Source organism: Bradyrhizobium sp. AUGA SZCCT0283 (genome assembly GCF_018130385.1).
Lineage (GTDB): Bacteria > Pseudomonadota > Alphaproteobacteria > Rhizobiales > Xanthobacteraceae > Bradyrhizobium.
On the sequence record NZ_JAFCLU010000005.1, the window covers coordinates 47,331 to 60,061 of the forward strand.

A 12,731-nucleotide genomic window follows, 5' to 3' on the forward strand; every position below is an offset into this window, starting at 1 on the left:
ATTTTACGCGGTGGAACGCGGCGGTTCAACCGCAGTTCGCCTCAATAGCCGCGGTCGGGCAAGTGGCTATCCTGTGCGAGATCGCTGAAGCGCGTGAACTGGCCCTCGAACTGCACCTCGACCGTTCCGGTGGGGCCGTGGCGCTGTTTGCCGATGATGATTTCGGCCTTGCCGTGCACCAGCGACATGTCGAGCTGCCATTTTTCGTATTCGGGCGTGCCGATACGCGGCTCCTTGTTGGCGAGGTAATATTCCTCGCGATACACGAAGATCACGACGTCGGCGTCCTGTTCGATCGAGCCGGATTCACGCAGGTCGGCCAGTTGCGGCCGCTTGTCGTCGCGATTTTCAACCTGACGCGAGAGCTGCGACAAGGCGATGATCGGAACGTTCAGTTCTTTTGCCAGCGCCTTGAGGCTGGTGGTGATCTCGGTCACTTCCTGGACGCGGTTGTCCGAGCGCTTGCCCGATCCCTGCAGCAGCTGGATGTAGTCGATCACGATCATGTCGAGGCCCTTTTGCCGCTTCAGCCGGCGGGCGCGCGCGGTGAGCTGCGAGATCGACAGGCCGCCGGTTTCGTCGACGTAGAGCGGCAGCGACTGCAGCTCGATGGAATAGTCGCGGATCTTCTCGAAATCGGCCTCGCTGATGCCGCCGCGGCGGATCATGCTCGACGCGATGCTGGTTTGTTCGGCCAGAATACGTGTGGCGAGCTGTTCGGCGGACATTTCGCAGGAGAAGAAGCCGACGATGCCGCCATTGACGGATTTCATCGTGCCGTCGGCCTGCACCTCGGCGCGATGCGCCTTGGCGATGTTGTAGGCGATGTTGGTGGCGAGCGCCGTCTTGCCCATGCCGGGGCGGCCGGCGACGATGATCAAGTCGGACGCCTGCAGCCCGCCCATCTTGGTGTCGAGATCGCGCAAACCCGTAGCAATGCCGGAAAGACTTCCGTCGCGCTGGAAGGCCTTGGCCGCCATGTCGACCGCAGTGGTCAGCGCCTGCGAAAAGCGCTGGAAGCCGCCGTCGTAACGGCCGGACTCGGCAAGTTCGTAAAGCTGGCGCTCGGCGTCCTCGATCTGGGTGCGCGGGGTAAAATCCACCGGCGCATCGAAGGCGACATTGACCATGTCCTCGCCGATCCGGATCAGGTCGCGGCGCAGCGACATGTCATAGACCGTGCGGCCGTAGTCCTGCGCGTTGATGATCGTGGTGGCCTCGGCCGCGAGACGCGCAAGGTACTGGCCAACCGTCATGCCGCCGATATCGGTATCGGCGGGCAGGAAGGTTTTCAACGTGACGGGGGTAGCGACTTTGCCCATCCGGATCAGGCTGCCGGCGGTCTCGAAGATGGTCTGGTGGAGCGGCTCGAAGAAGTGCTTCGGCTCCAGGAAGTCGGAAACCCGGTAGAACGCGTCGTTGTTGACCAGGATCGCGCCCAGCAGACTCTGCTCCGCCTCGATATTGTGCGGCGCGCTCCGGTAGACCGGAGTTCCCGCGTCGGGAGCAAGCTTGAGGACGTTCGAATCAGTCAGAGCCATGGCGTCAGGTTATGCTTTTGGTTTTTGGCCGTTGCTAGGATTTCCGCAAGGGGGGCGGCGATAAAGCGCCTGTCCCGGGCAAAGCGGAAGCAAAAGCTCGCCGCTATGCACCGTTCATCAAAAATGTGGATGAATCCGGCTCGCACACAGGGTGAAGCTTGACGGGCTTTCGGCCAAAACGGGGCGGTACGGGCGCGTTTTCCGCAAAATGCCGGGTAAAATCTTAGGAGGGCCTGAACCTTACCGTGACTTGGACTGACATAGCTGAATGCGGGGAGACGTTTTCGACCCGCGTCTTAAGCGTTGATCAAACCAGGACCAGGTAGATGAACGCGAACACAGCGGCACCCACTCCGAATGCGATCAAGGCGTAGTCGATCCTGATGTCGGAATCGAACGGGGCTGGGTAGGTCTGCTGGGTCATGGCGGAGATGTACGATGGGCCGCCGATGGCTTCTGTGAAGTAGATCACATCGGGTGTGATTTTCTTAGCCGCAGAATGAATTGGTTACGAAATCGGGAACGGGCCGGCGATTTTCGAGTTGCTAGCTGTAACGGACCGGAAGGACAGACGATGGGCCGGCAAATCCAGGGATGGCGATCGGCAAGCGGGCAGCGCTTGTGGCTGTCGATGCTGATCGACACGATGGAAGAGATTTCGCGCCCGGAGCTGCGTGCCGTCCCCTGCGATGATCGATTGCTCGCAGCGTTGCGAGCCCAACTCGCACGTCCGGCGTTGGCTCGTACGCCTTATGCCTCGGCGTACAGCCTGCGGAACTGACGCGACCCGTGATGGGGGCGGACTATTCGCCCGCCAATTGCAGCCGCGGCTGCCTTCCGAGTTCCATTCCACGCAGCCTCGCTTCTTCTCCGGCTATGTAATCCCGCGTCATCGGCACGATCCCCTGGCGCCGGGTGAGCTGGATCTGGAAATTCATCAGGTTTTGCTTCCGGAACGACATTTCCGACGCCGCCAGGTAAAATTCCCACATCCGGGCAAAACGCTCGTCATAGACGCGCACCGCCTCTTCGCGCCGCGCCATGAAGCGGTCGCGCCAGGCCTTCAGCGTTTCCGCATAATGCAGCCGCAGGATTTCGACGTCGCAGACCAGAAGGCCCGCCTTCTCGATCGCGGGAATGACCTCGGAAAGGGCGGGGATATAGCCGCCCGGGAAGATGTATTTCGTGATCCATGGGCTGGTCACATCGGGCCCGGTAGAGCGGCCGATCGAGTGCAGCACCATGACGCCGTCGTCGCTGAGAAGTTCGGCGCAGCGCCGGAAAAAGGTTTCATAGAAGTCGATGCCGACATGTTCGAACATGCCGACCGACACGATGCGGTCGAACGGGCCGGCAATATCGCGGTAATCGCTCGGCAGGAATCTTGCCGAACCCGTCAGGTTCCTTTCGGCGGCGCGGGCGTTCGAGGCCAGCAATTGCTCCGACGACAGCGTGATGCCGGTGACATCCGCGCCGGTCATTTCGGCCAGATAGAGGCCAAGGCCGCCCCAGCCGGAGCCGATGTCGAGCACGCGGTTGCCGCGCTTGATCAGGAGCTTGGCGGCAAGGTGGCGTTTCTTGGCGAGCTGGGCATCGTCGAGCGTCGTGTCCGGCGTTTCGAAATAGGCGCAACTATATTGCTTGTCGGCGTCGAGGAAGAGGGAATAGAGCCGCCCGTCGAGGTCGTAGTGATGGGCGACGTTGTTTCTTGCCCGGCCGCGCCAATTGAATTGCCTGGCGTGCCGGCTGAAATAGCGCAGCCACCATTGCAGCTTGGCCCAACGTGGGAGCATTTCGGGCTGGCCGAGCAGGATCTCCAGCGCGTCCGCGATCGAGCCATCCTCGACCACGAACGTGCCGTCCATGTAGGCTTCGCCGAGCGCCAATTCGGGATTGAGGAGAATCCGGCGCTGCGTCCGTTCGGTCAGGAACCGCGCCGACACCGGGCGGCCGGTTCCGTCGCCGCAGGTAAACCTTGTCCCACTCGCGGCCGTGAATGTCATCGTGCCGCGGCGAATGAACTGACCCAAGAAATAACGCAACAACCGATCCATGGAAGCACCAATGGAACGAGCGACCGCTACACTACTGACGCACCCCGGAACCGCTGGTTCCAACGATGGATCAATAAAATGATAAGTACGATGATGCCGGTCCGCTAGTGCCTTGGAGTCAAAGCGGATATTCCCGAATGCGGCAATCACGCAGATGCGTAATAAGCACGCTTCCATTCGCGTCATAATCGGCTAAAAGGTGACCCCGCCGCTGGCAACCTTATGCGACGCCGGGAGCGATTCCACGTCTGGAGAAGCAGGGAATGTTGAGCCGAGCGCTCAGTTTAGCGACGGTGACGCTCCTGATCGGCTGCCTCACAGCAGGCGCGGCGCGGGCGGTCGAAAATCTCGACGCCGGCAAGAGCCCCGCCCAGATATTCTCGAACACTTGCAGCGCCTGCCACAAGAGCCCGCGTGGCCTGTTGAAGAACGTATCGGCTTCGTCGTTGCCGGGCTTTCTGCGCCAGCACTATACGACCGGCACCGACATGGCCTCGGTGCTCTCGTCCTATCTGATGTCCAACGGGGCGGCCGACCCCCGGTATCAGGGCAAGGATCAGCCGAAGCAGAAGGACGCCAAGCAGGACGGAAGGCCGGATCAGCCCGACCGGCTCGGTCGCCGGCAGCCAGCGGCCGCACCTGCACAGGAGGCTTCCCGGCCGAACGCCGACGGAGCCCCACCGCAAGGCGAGGGCGCGCGTCCGGGCCGCGACGCGAAGCGGTTCGCACGTCCGCAAGCGGCACCCGATGCCGCCAAGCCTGCAGATGGACAGGTCCCGGTGCAGGCCGCGATCGACAGCAAGTCAGGCGTCAGGCAGAAACAGGGCAGACGCAGCAAGCCCCCCGCCGCCGAAGAACCGCCGAAAGCCGAGCAGGCAGCCCCGGGCGATGCCGCGAAGGAACAAGATGCCTCGCGGGATGCCGCCAAGGCTGAAACCGCCGCGACCGATCCTGCCAAGACCGATTCTGCCAAGACCGATCCGGCCAAGATCGACGCGATCAAGGGCGAGAGCGACAAGCCGGCCGGCGACGCAGCGAAGCCCGTCGGCGAGTCGGAAAAGCCGGCACGCGAGGGCAGATCCGAGACCGCCAAAGTCGATGCTCCCAAGGAGAACGCCGGTAGCGAGCCGACGCCGCTCAGGCCAGATCCGGTGCCGCCGGTCACGCCGGCATCGCCAGCTTCCGCAGCGACCGCGCCTGAGCCGGCCGCAGATTCTCCGGCAGCGGCACCTCCACCGGTAACGGCTGCGGCGCCCGCATTGCCGCCGGTAGCGCCCGCCGGCCCGCCCGTACCGCCGATCTCGCGCTAGGATTTTCAGAGTTCCGAATGCCGATAGACGGTGGGATGTCGCTTGACCAGCTCTAGAGCAGCGCTCTAGAGTAAGTATCTAAGCCTCGAAAGACGGACGCGAATGACCACGGCACGCGAGGATCTGCTGGCGGCGGGATTGGCGGTATTCGACCGCGACGGTTTCGAGGGCGCTACCGTGGCCGCCATCAGAACCCGCGCGCGGGCCTCCAATGGCAGCTTCTTCCATTTCTTCGGGTCGAAGAAGGAGCTGGCCGGCACGCTGTTCCTGGAAATTCTCGCCCGTTACCACGCTGCCGTCATCGCGGCGGTCAGTGAATCCTGCGGGGCGCCGGAAGGCGTGGCGCGGCTGATCCGCGCGCATCTCGAATGGGTCGTCAATTCCAGGCGCGAGGCGCGCTATCTGTTCGAAATTTCCCGCAGCGAATGGACCGAGGAGATCCGCGGCGCGCAGCGCGCGCAAAACTCGCGCCTGGCGGAAGCCGTCGAGCGATGGCGCGCGCCGCTGGTTGAGCGCGGCGAATTGCTGCCGATGACATCGTCGCTGTTCTTCAGCCAGATCATCGGACCGGCGCAGATTTTCTGCCGCGCATGGCTGTCGGGCCGCGACCGCGCCGATCCAAGAGAGCAGGCCGACATCCTGATCGCCTGTGCCATCCGCGCGGTGGTCGCGCTTGATGCGATCCACAAACCGGGAGAAACCGTATGAATGCGAATAACGATCCCGACTTCGCGCTGATCGCGACCCGTATCCGCGACAATGTCGGCCGCCAGGGCTTCATGGCCCATATCGGGGCGGAGGTGTCTGAGCTGACGCGCGGGACGTGCACGCTTGCGGTCGACCGCCGGCCGGAACTGTTGCAGCAGCACGGCCTGTTCCATGGCGGCGTCACCGCCTTCCTGGTCGACAACGCCACCACGATTGCGGCCGCGACATCGCGCGGGCAATCGGCGCTGACGGCGGAATACAAATTGAACCTGCTGTCGCCGGCTGTAGGCGAGCGCCTGATCTGCCGGGCGCGCGTGATCAAGCCCGGGCGTCAGGTCGCCGTGGTTGCGGCCGACGTGTTCTGCGTGACCGATGGTGTCGAGAAGCACACTGCGACCGCGCTGGCCTCGATCGCGATGCTCGACGAAAAGGCGGCGGCCAGAATCCCAAGCCCGGCCTGAAGGGCCGGGCTTGAGGTCGTCATAGGGAGTTTTGAGCCAGAAGCGCGTTACTTCTCGGTTGAAGCGGGCGCCGGCGCCTCGTCGTCGTGCTGGGCTTCCGGATCGAAGAACTCGCCGGCGGCGGCGAGCGCTTCGGCGGCGGCGTCCTGGTCTTCCTGACGGGTCGAGATGTCCTCGCCGCGGTTGATGCGCTCGGCTTCATCGGCGCTGCGCGCCACGGTGACGCTGACGCTGACTTCGACTTCCGGATGCACGGCGATGGCGATCGCGTGCTTGCCGATGGTCTTGATCGGCGCGTCGAGCAGGACCTGGCTGCGGCTGATGGTGACGCCGTCGGCCTCGAACGAAGTGATGATGTCGCGCACGCTTACCGAGCCGAACAACTGGCCGGTTTCGGAAGCCTGGCGCAGCACGATCACGTTGCGGCCGTTGATCTTCTCCGCGACCTTGGTGGCTTCGCCCTTGGCCTTGAGGTTGTTGGCTTCAAGTTCGGCCTTCATGCCGTCGAACTTGGCGCGGTTGTCGGCGGTGGCGCGCAGCGCCTTGCCGCGCTTGAGCAGAAAGTTGCGGGCAAACCCGTCCTTGACGCGGACGACTTCGCCCATCTGGCCCAGCTTGGCGACGCGTTCCAGCAAGATGACTTCCATTTTCGTTCTCCTTTTGAGTGTTCGGTATGCGGTTGAAGTGAATGGTTGCAGGTTCAGGATGCGGGCAAAGGCGGAGGCTTGCCGCGCAGATAGCGTTGGCGAAGGCCGAATACCGCGTCCGCAAGACCGAGCGCGATCATCGCCAGCATCGGCCAGCCGAAGGTGATGACAATTGCGTAGGCGCAGCAGAGCCAGAAGATCCGGCTCTTGAGTGCCAGCGTCAGCGTGTGGAGCACGGCAAAGCCGATGAGGCCAAAGGCCATCATCAGCGCGGTCGTCGCGATTTGTGCGAACATCGCGGCGAGCCCGCCGATGAAGCAAAAGGCCAGCGCGACCGACAGCGCCACCAGCGTCATCGGCGGCAATTCCGCGCTCCGCAGATCGGGCCATGGCCGGTGCAGCCGGCCGGACGTCGCCGTGATCTTGCCGGCGAGCCAGAGGTTCAGCGTCAACGTCATCATGGCGACGATCGTTGCGGCCGCTGGCGCGATGATGGCAAGCGCCGCGACCCAGCGTTCGATATCGCCCGGCGACGCAGCATCGCGCGCCCCCAGAATTCGCGACAGGCCGCGGCGCAGCGAATTGGTGATGGTCTCGGCATCGGTACCAAGCGTCAGCATGGCCGCGATCGTGGTCAATGCGGCAAAGCCGGCGATCCAGAGCAGGATGCGGCCGATCGGATACCATTCGAGCTGCGGCGCGGCCGGTGCCGAGCCATTGCCGGCGGCCGCTGCACCGGGCAGCGGCCGTCCCAGCAGCGAGAGGTGGCCGAGCCACCAGGCAGGCACCGCAACGGTGATGGCAAAGGCGATGCAGTAGGGCAGGCCGAAGATCGCCCCGAGGCCGGAGGCGGCGGCGATGCCGCCGATCGTCGCTGCGATCGGTCCCCATCCCAGGGCCGCCACCATCAGCGGCAGCGGCGCCAGATAGAACAGCAGCAACGAGATCAGCGCGCCCGAGATGATCGAGGCGAACATCAGCGCCGACGCGCAGCCGGCTGCAAGACCAATGAGGACAATCGCGATCATCAGCTGTCCCGCTCCTTTCGAGCGGTTAGAGGTCGTCTCGACCCCAACCATCGGCGACCGGACGACCCGGAAGCCTTATGAATAGTCAGGTCCGCGGCGCGAACGCCGCGGACCAAAGTGTCTTAGCGAATGACGTAGGGCAGCAGGCCGAGGAAGCGCGAGCGCTTGATGGCGCGCGCGAGCTCACGCTGCTTCTTGGCGGACACGGCGGTGATGCGGCTCGGCACGATCTTGCCGCGCTCGGAGACGTAACGCATCAACAGCTTGGAATCCTTGTAGTCGATCTTCGGCGCATTCGGCCCCGTGAACGGGCAGGTCTTGCGGCGACGGAAAAACGGACGGCGTGCACCAGCTTCAGCCATGATTCTTACTCCTCTTCCGTCGCTTCAACAGCGTCTTCGCGTGGACGGCGCGGACCACGGTCGCCGCGGAAGCCGCCGCCTTCACGATCGCCACGGAAGCCGCCCTCGCGGTCGCCGCGGAAGCCGCCGCCGCGATCGTCGCGCTCGCGGTCACGATCGGCCTTGCGCATCATTGCCGAGGGACCTTCCTCGTGCTCTTCGACGCGGACGGTGAGGTAGCGGATGACGTCTTCAGAGATCCGCTCCTGCCGCTCGATCTCGGTGACCGCGGAGGAGGGCGCATCGATGTTCATCAACACGAAATGCGCTTTGCGATTCTTGTTCATGCGGTAGGTGAGCGAACGCACGCCCCAGTTCTCGGTCTTGGTGACCTTGCCGCCGAGCCCTTCGACGATGCCCGTCATCTGGGTGGTCAGCTCTTCGACCTGCTGGGTGCTCGCATCCTGGCGCGCGAGAAAAACATGCTCGTAAAGAGGCATGGGTGTCCTTTCCTAGTGTTGGCGCGGTTCCCGGCGGCAAGCCCTTCGAGGCCTTCGGAAAGGACTCGGGGATAAGCTCAGAAGGCGGAAGCACGGGACGACGGGCCGACTGGCCCTGCCACATCAACATCGCCAAAAAAAGGTGAGATTGCTGAGACCGTCCGTTCAGCTCCCGGCCGGGATCCACGGATGGCGCGGTTTATAAGGATTTTCAGCGCGCTGGCAAGGCTTCTTGCGGGGGCTTGAAGGGGGCTTTGGCCTCCCCACCGGAGGCCACCAGCCGGGACCTGATCGGTTGACATATTTGTTTGTATATCATACAAACAAAACTACGAGAGGGAAAAATGGCTCCCAAGTCCGTCCAGACAGCTCCCAAAGCGCCAGCCGGCGACCCCAAGCACGCCGCCCGTGCGACCCGTTCGGCCGGGCGCCAGATGCGCTCGCGCCTGCTCGATGGTGCCAGCCGGCTGTTCAAGGAGCGTGGACTCGCCGGAACCTCGATTTCGGACATTGCGGCCGCCGCGGACGCCTTTCCGAGCCAGATCACCTATTACTTCCGCACCAAGGAAGCGTTGTTCGTCGAAGCTGCCTGCCGTGACGTGCTGTACGTGGCGCGTGCGGCCGAGCACGCCGCCTTGCAGGCCCATACGCCGCGGGACTACACTCGCGCATTGGTCGAGACCGTCACGGCGACGGATTCGGTCGCCTTCTTTACCGAAGCGCTCACGCTCACCCGCCGCCGCCCGGATCTCGCGCCGCTGGTGGAGCGCACCATCGAGCGGCTACACGGCGAGGGGATGCGCGCCTATGCCGGCCAGATCGAACGACACGGCTGGAAGACCCTACGCGATCCGGACGCCAGTTCGCGCCGGTTCTGGGCGCTCGCGATCGGCGTGATGGTCGAGGGCCATGCCATGGGTCGTTCGGCGGAAGAAATGTGCAGCGAGATGCTGCGCGTGCTGGGCGACCAGGCGACGACAAGGACCAGCGGCGACAATACGCGGCTACGTCTCGTCGGCGATGCATCCGATTCAGATTCACCCGACGGGGAGGGATCGTCATGACCGCGCTTCGCATGCGTGCCCGCGACTTCCTGAACGAGGATCAATTGATCGCCGTGCGCCAGCGTGTGACGTGGAAAGGTATAGCCCTCATCGCGCATGCGTGGGCGCTGATATTGGGATCGATCGCGCTGGTGGCGTGGTGGCCCAACCCGCTGACCTTTCTGCTGGCGGTGGGCATCATCGGCTCGCGCCAGCTCGGGCTCGCGATTTTGATGCATGACGGCGCACATGGTTGTCTGTCGGCGGACGAGAAGGTCAATCTGGCGCTCAGCCAGTGGTTCTGCGCCTATCCGATCTTCGCCGAGACCCGCGCCTATCGCCGCTATCATCTGCAGCATCACGCACGCACGCAGCAGGAAGACGATCCGGATCTGATTCTTTCAGCGCCGTTTCCAATCACCGGAATGAGCTATCGCCGCAAGTTCGTGCGCGATATCACGGGCCAGACCGGCTACCAGCAGCGCAAGGCGCAGTTTCTGAATGCGCTCGGGCCAAAGGAATGGCCGCTCGCGCAGCGCGCCGCGCATTTCTGGGAAAAACTTGGTCCGCAGTGTGCCGTCAATGCCGTGCTGTTTGCAGGTCTTGCGGCTGCCGGCGTGTGGTGGGCCTATCCGCTGCTATGGCTGTTGCCGCTGCTCACCTGGCAGATGGTCATCACGCGCATTCGCAACATCGCCGAACATGCGGTAGTTCCGGACTCGGCCGATCCGTTGCGCAATACCCGCACCACGCACGCGAACTTCCTGGAGCGGCTGTTCGTCGCGCCGTACTACGTCAACTATCACCTTGAGCATCATCTGTTATTCTACGTGCCCTGTTACAACCTGCCGCGTGTCCACCGCATTCTCAGCGAAAGTCGGTACGCGGACCGGATGGAGGTGCAGCCCAATTACGCCGCCGTGCTGCGCCTGGCGACCGCCAAGCCGGATCACGAGGATCGCCCGGGTAAACTGGTAAGCAGCGTGCGTCGGGCGCGAGCCGGCGCCGAGGTCGGCCGAGATCAGACATCAGGCGGCTTCTAGAGGCCCATCAGAGGTTCAAGCCGGGGCGGCTGCGATTCCGCACCGCGGCTTGACATCCCGGCCTCGGTCAGTGTCTTACGGCCCCATTCGAATGAGGGAGCGCCGATGACGGCTGCATTTACGTTTCCGGGGCAGGGTTCCCAGGCGGTCGGCATGGGCAAAGCCCTGGCGGAAGCCTTTCCGGCCGCGCGGGCGGTATTCGACGAGGTCGATTCGGCGCTCGGCGAGAAGCTGACCGCCATCATCTGGGACGGCCCGGCCGAAACCCTCCAGCTCACCGAAAATGCCCAGCCGGCCCTGATGGCGGTCTCGATCGCCACGCTGCGCGTGCTGGAGACCGAGGCGGGCTTTTCCGTCGGGCGGGATGCGGCCTTCGTCGCCGGCCATTCGCTCGGCGAATACTCCGCACTGGCCGCGGCCGGCAGCCTCAGCGTCAGCGATACCGCGCGCCTGCTGCGGACCCGCGGCCTTGCGATGCAAAAGGCGGTGCCGGTCGGCGCCGGGGCCATGGCGGCACTGCTTGGGCTTGATTATGAGGCCGCGATGGCCGTCGCCGACGAAGCCGCGCAGGGGCAGGTCTGCCAGGCCGCCAACGACAATGGCGGGGGACAGGTGGTCGTGTCCGGCGACAAGGCCGCCGTCGAGCGCGCGCTCGAAATCGCCAAGGCCAAGGGCGCCAAGCGCGCGATGCTGCTGCCGGTGTCCGCACCGTTCCATTGCAAGCTGATGCAGCCCGCGGCCGATGCGATGGCGGAGGCGCTGGCCGGTGTGACGATCAAGGCGCCTGCCTCGCCGGTGGTGTCAAACGTGCTGGCTGCGCCGATCACCGATCCCGACGAGATTCGCCGCCGCCTGATCGAGCAGGTCACCGGCACGGTGCGCTGGCGCGAGTCGGTGGCTTACATGGCAGCGCATGGCGTCACGCGGTTCTTTGAAATCGGCGCCGGCAAGGTGCTGAGCGGGCTGGTCAAGCGCATCGCCGACGGCGCGGTCGGCGTGTCGATCGGGGGACCCAACGATATTGCGGCGGCCAAGGACGCTTTGGCGGCTTCGGCCTAAAGCTCCCGGAAGGAGACATTGATGTTCGATTTGACGGGCAGGACGGCGCTGGTGACTGGCGCGACCGGCGGCATTGGCGGGGCGATCGCGCAGGCGTTGCATGGGCAGGGCGCGACGGTGGCGATTTCCGGAACGCGCCGCGAGGTGCTGGATTCGTTTGCCGCCAAGCTTGGCGAGCGCGTCCATGTGCTGCCGTGCAATCTCTCCGACAGCGCAGAAGTCGAGGCGCTGGTGCCGGCGGCCGAAGCCGCCATGGGCCAGGTCGACATCCTGATCGCCAATGCCGGCATCACGCGCGACAACCTTTTCGTGCAGTTGCGTGACGAGGATTGGGACGACGTCATCAAGGTCAATCTGACCGCAACCTTCCGTCTCGCCCGCGCCGCGACCAAACTGATGATGCGCAAGCGCTTCGGCCGGATCATTGCGATCACCTCGATCGTCGGTGTGACCGGCAACCCCGGCCAGGCCAACTACACCGCGTCGAAGGCCGGAATCATCGGCCTGATCAAGACGCTGGGTGCGGAATACGCCAAGCGCAACGTGACCGCCAATTGCATCGCGCCGGGGTTCATCAAGACGCCGATGACGGACGCGCTCAACGACAAGCAGCGCGAGACCATCCTGGCCAAGGTTCCTGCGGCGCGGCTGGGGACGCCCGAGGACATCGCCGCGGCGGCTGTTTATCTCGCCTCGAACGAGGCGGCCTACGTCACCGGCCAGACGATTCACGTCAACGGCGGAATGGCCATGTTTTGAGCCAGTTATCGCCCCGATCGGTGCGGCCAAGGGCTCGTTTCCCGGGGCGGGTGAGGCTTGTAGTCAAGGCTTGGGAAGTATGATAACCGAACCCCCGACGGATGGGCAAACAAGGCCATTGCAGGAATTTGAAACCCTGTATATTGGCGTGGCGACGCCTGCCGTTCGCCGGGGCTTTGTCGGCTACCACCGGGCCGAATCAAGACTATGCGCGATAGCGAAGGAAGTTTAACGACC

Annotated in this window: 14 protein-coding genes; 7 read left to right on the forward strand and 7 right to left on the reverse strand. The window is 64.1% G+C overall.

What is annotated here, in order from left to right; translation table 11 throughout:
* Nucleotides 1-41: 41 nt before the first annotated feature.
* The 3 genes from JQ624_RS09265 to JQ624_RS09275 form a co-directional block, all read right to left on the reverse strand.
* Nucleotides 42-1,541 (reverse strand): replicative DNA helicase, encoded by a 1,500-nt coding sequence (locus JQ624_RS09265; RefSeq protein ID WP_212418570.1) that lies wholly within the window; start codon nucleotides 1,539-1,541, stop codon nucleotides 42-44.
* A gap of 307 nt (nucleotides 1,542-1,848) precedes the next feature.
* The gene (locus JQ624_RS09270) at nucleotides 1,849-2,013 is read right to left on the reverse strand and encodes a hypothetical protein (protein ID WP_212418801.1); all 165 of its coding nucleotides are present in this window, start codon (nucleotides 2,011-2,013) and stop codon (nucleotides 1,849-1,851) included.
* A gap of 331 nt (nucleotides 2,014-2,344) precedes the next feature.
* Entirely contained in the window at nucleotides 2,345-3,595 is a 1,251-nt protein-coding gene (locus tag JQ624_RS09275; protein ID WP_212418571.1) for a cyclopropane-fatty-acyl-phospholipid synthase family protein, read from the reverse strand.
* A 263-nt stretch (nucleotides 3,596-3,858) separates the two neighbouring features.
* On the opposite strand from JQ624_RS09275, the gene JQ624_RS09280 reads away from it, so the two are divergent.
* From JQ624_RS09280 to JQ624_RS09290, 3 genes are all read left to right on the forward strand, one after another.
* Nucleotides 3,859-4,905 (forward strand): hypothetical protein, encoded by a 1,047-nt coding sequence (locus JQ624_RS09280; RefSeq protein ID WP_212418572.1) that lies wholly within the window; start codon nucleotides 3,859-3,861, stop codon nucleotides 4,903-4,905.
* 102 nt (nucleotides 4,906-5,007) lie between these two features.
* Nucleotides 5,008-5,613: a TetR/AcrR family transcriptional regulator gene (locus tag JQ624_RS09285; protein ID WP_212418573.1), complete on the forward strand. Its 606-nt coding sequence runs from the start codon at nucleotides 5,008-5,010 to the stop codon at nucleotides 5,611-5,613.
* Nucleotides 5,610-6,074, forward strand: a complete 465-nt coding sequence (locus tag JQ624_RS09290; protein ID WP_212418574.1) for a PaaI family thioesterase — start codon at nucleotides 5,610-5,612, stop codon at nucleotides 6,072-6,074. Before JQ624_RS09285 ends, JQ624_RS09290 begins: the two co-directional genes overlap by 4 nt.
* A 47-nt stretch (nucleotides 6,075-6,121) precedes the next feature.
* Here the strand turns inward: JQ624_RS09290 and rplI are convergent, their stop codons facing one another.
* The 4 genes from rplI to rpsF all read right to left on the reverse strand — a co-directional run bounded on the left by rplI (nucleotide 6,122) and on the right by rpsF (nucleotide 8,590).
* A complete protein-coding gene (gene rplI, locus JQ624_RS09295; protein ID WP_212418575.1) occupies nucleotides 6,122-6,721 on the reverse strand; it encodes a 50S ribosomal protein L9 in 600 nt (199 codons plus the stop codon).
* A 53-nt stretch (nucleotides 6,722-6,774) separates the two neighbouring features.
* A complete protein-coding gene (locus JQ624_RS09300; RefSeq protein WP_212418576.1) occupies nucleotides 6,775-7,749 on the reverse strand; it encodes a hypothetical protein in 975 nt (324 codons plus the stop codon).
* A 122-nt stretch (nucleotides 7,750-7,871) separates the two neighbouring features.
* The gene (rpsR, locus tag JQ624_RS09305) at nucleotides 7,872-8,111 is read right to left on the reverse strand and encodes a 30S ribosomal protein S18 (protein WP_002711478.1); all 240 of its coding nucleotides are present in this window, start codon (nucleotides 8,109-8,111) and stop codon (nucleotides 7,872-7,874) included.
* Between the two features lie 5 nt (nucleotides 8,112-8,116).
* On the reverse strand, nucleotides 8,117-8,590 hold the full coding sequence (rpsF, locus tag JQ624_RS09310; RefSeq protein ID WP_212418577.1) for a 30S ribosomal protein S6: 474 nt from the start codon (nucleotides 8,588-8,590) through the stop codon (nucleotides 8,117-8,119).
* A 344-nt stretch (nucleotides 8,591-8,934) separates the two neighbouring features.
* Between rpsF and JQ624_RS09315 the strand changes: the two genes are divergently transcribed.
* The 4 genes from JQ624_RS09315 (at nucleotide 8,935) to fabG (ending at nucleotide 12,494) form a co-directional block, all read left to right on the forward strand.
* Nucleotides 8,935-9,654 (forward strand): TetR/AcrR family transcriptional regulator C-terminal domain-containing protein, encoded by a 720-nt coding sequence (locus tag JQ624_RS09315; RefSeq protein WP_212418578.1) that lies wholly within the window; start codon nucleotides 8,935-8,937, stop codon nucleotides 9,652-9,654.
* A complete protein-coding gene (locus JQ624_RS09320) occupies nucleotides 9,651-10,676 on the forward strand; it encodes a fatty acid desaturase family protein (RefSeq protein WP_212418579.1) in 1,026 nt (341 codons plus the stop codon). Before JQ624_RS09315 ends, JQ624_RS09320 begins: the two co-directional genes overlap by 4 nt.
* A gap of 105 nt (nucleotides 10,677-10,781) precedes the next feature.
* Nucleotides 10,782-11,735: an ACP S-malonyltransferase gene (gene fabD / locus JQ624_RS09325; protein WP_212418580.1), complete on the forward strand. Its 954-nt coding sequence runs from the start codon at nucleotides 10,782-10,784 to the stop codon at nucleotides 11,733-11,735.
* Between the two features lie 21 nt (nucleotides 11,736-11,756).
* Nucleotides 11,757-12,494, forward strand: a complete 738-nt coding sequence (fabG, locus tag JQ624_RS09330) for a 3-oxoacyl-[acyl-carrier-protein] reductase (protein ID WP_212418581.1) — start codon at nucleotides 11,757-11,759, stop codon at nucleotides 12,492-12,494.
* Nucleotides 12,495-12,731: the final 237 nt, after the last annotated feature.

What these genes read in the sequence shown, in the direction of transcription:
- rplI (WP_212418575.1), bottom strand. Translation starts at nt 6,721, where the DNA reads ATGGAAGTCATCTTGCTGGAACGCGTCGCCAAGCTGGGCCAGATGGGC.
- JQ624_RS09285 (WP_212418573.1), top strand. Translation starts at nt 5,008, where the DNA reads ATGACCACGGCACGCGAGGATCTGCTGGCGGCGGGATTGGCGGTATTC.
- fabG (WP_212418581.1), top strand. Translation starts at nt 11,757, where the DNA reads ATGTTCGATTTGACGGGCAGGACGGCGCTGGTGACTGGCGCGACCGGC.
- JQ624_RS09320 (WP_212418579.1), top strand. Translation starts at nt 9,651, where the DNA reads ATGACCGCGCTTCGCATGCGTGCCCGCGACTTCCTGAACGAGGATCAA.
- rpsR (WP_002711478.1), bottom strand. Translation starts at nt 8,111, where the DNA reads ATGGCTGAAGCTGGTGCACGCCGTCCGTTTTTCCGTCGCCGCAAGACC.
- JQ624_RS09290 (WP_212418574.1), top strand. Translation starts at nt 5,610, where the DNA reads ATGAATGCGAATAACGATCCCGACTTCGCGCTGATCGCGACCCGTATC.
- rpsF (WP_212418577.1), bottom strand. Translation starts at nt 8,590, where the DNA reads ATGCCTCTTTACGAGCATGTTTTTCTCGCGCGCCAGGATGCGAGCACC.
- JQ624_RS09275 (WP_212418571.1), bottom strand. Translation starts at nt 3,595, where the DNA reads ATGGATCGGTTGTTGCGTTATTTCTTGGGTCAGTTCATTCGCCGCGGC.
- JQ624_RS09265 (WP_212418570.1), bottom strand. Translation starts at nt 1,541, where the DNA reads ATGGCTCTGACTGATTCGAACGTCCTCAAGCTTGCTCCCGACGCGGGA.
- JQ624_RS09315 (WP_212418578.1), top strand. Translation starts at nt 8,935, where the DNA reads ATGGCTCCCAAGTCCGTCCAGACAGCTCCCAAAGCGCCAGCCGGCGAC.
- JQ624_RS09280 (WP_212418572.1), top strand. Translation starts at nt 3,859, where the DNA reads ATGTTGAGCCGAGCGCTCAGTTTAGCGACGGTGACGCTCCTGATCGGC.
- fabD (WP_212418580.1), top strand. Translation starts at nt 10,782, where the DNA reads ATGACGGCTGCATTTACGTTTCCGGGGCAGGGTTCCCAGGCGGTCGGC.
- JQ624_RS09300 (WP_212418576.1), bottom strand. Translation starts at nt 7,749, where the DNA reads ATGATCGCGATTGTCCTCATTGGTCTTGCAGCCGGCTGCGCGTCGGCG.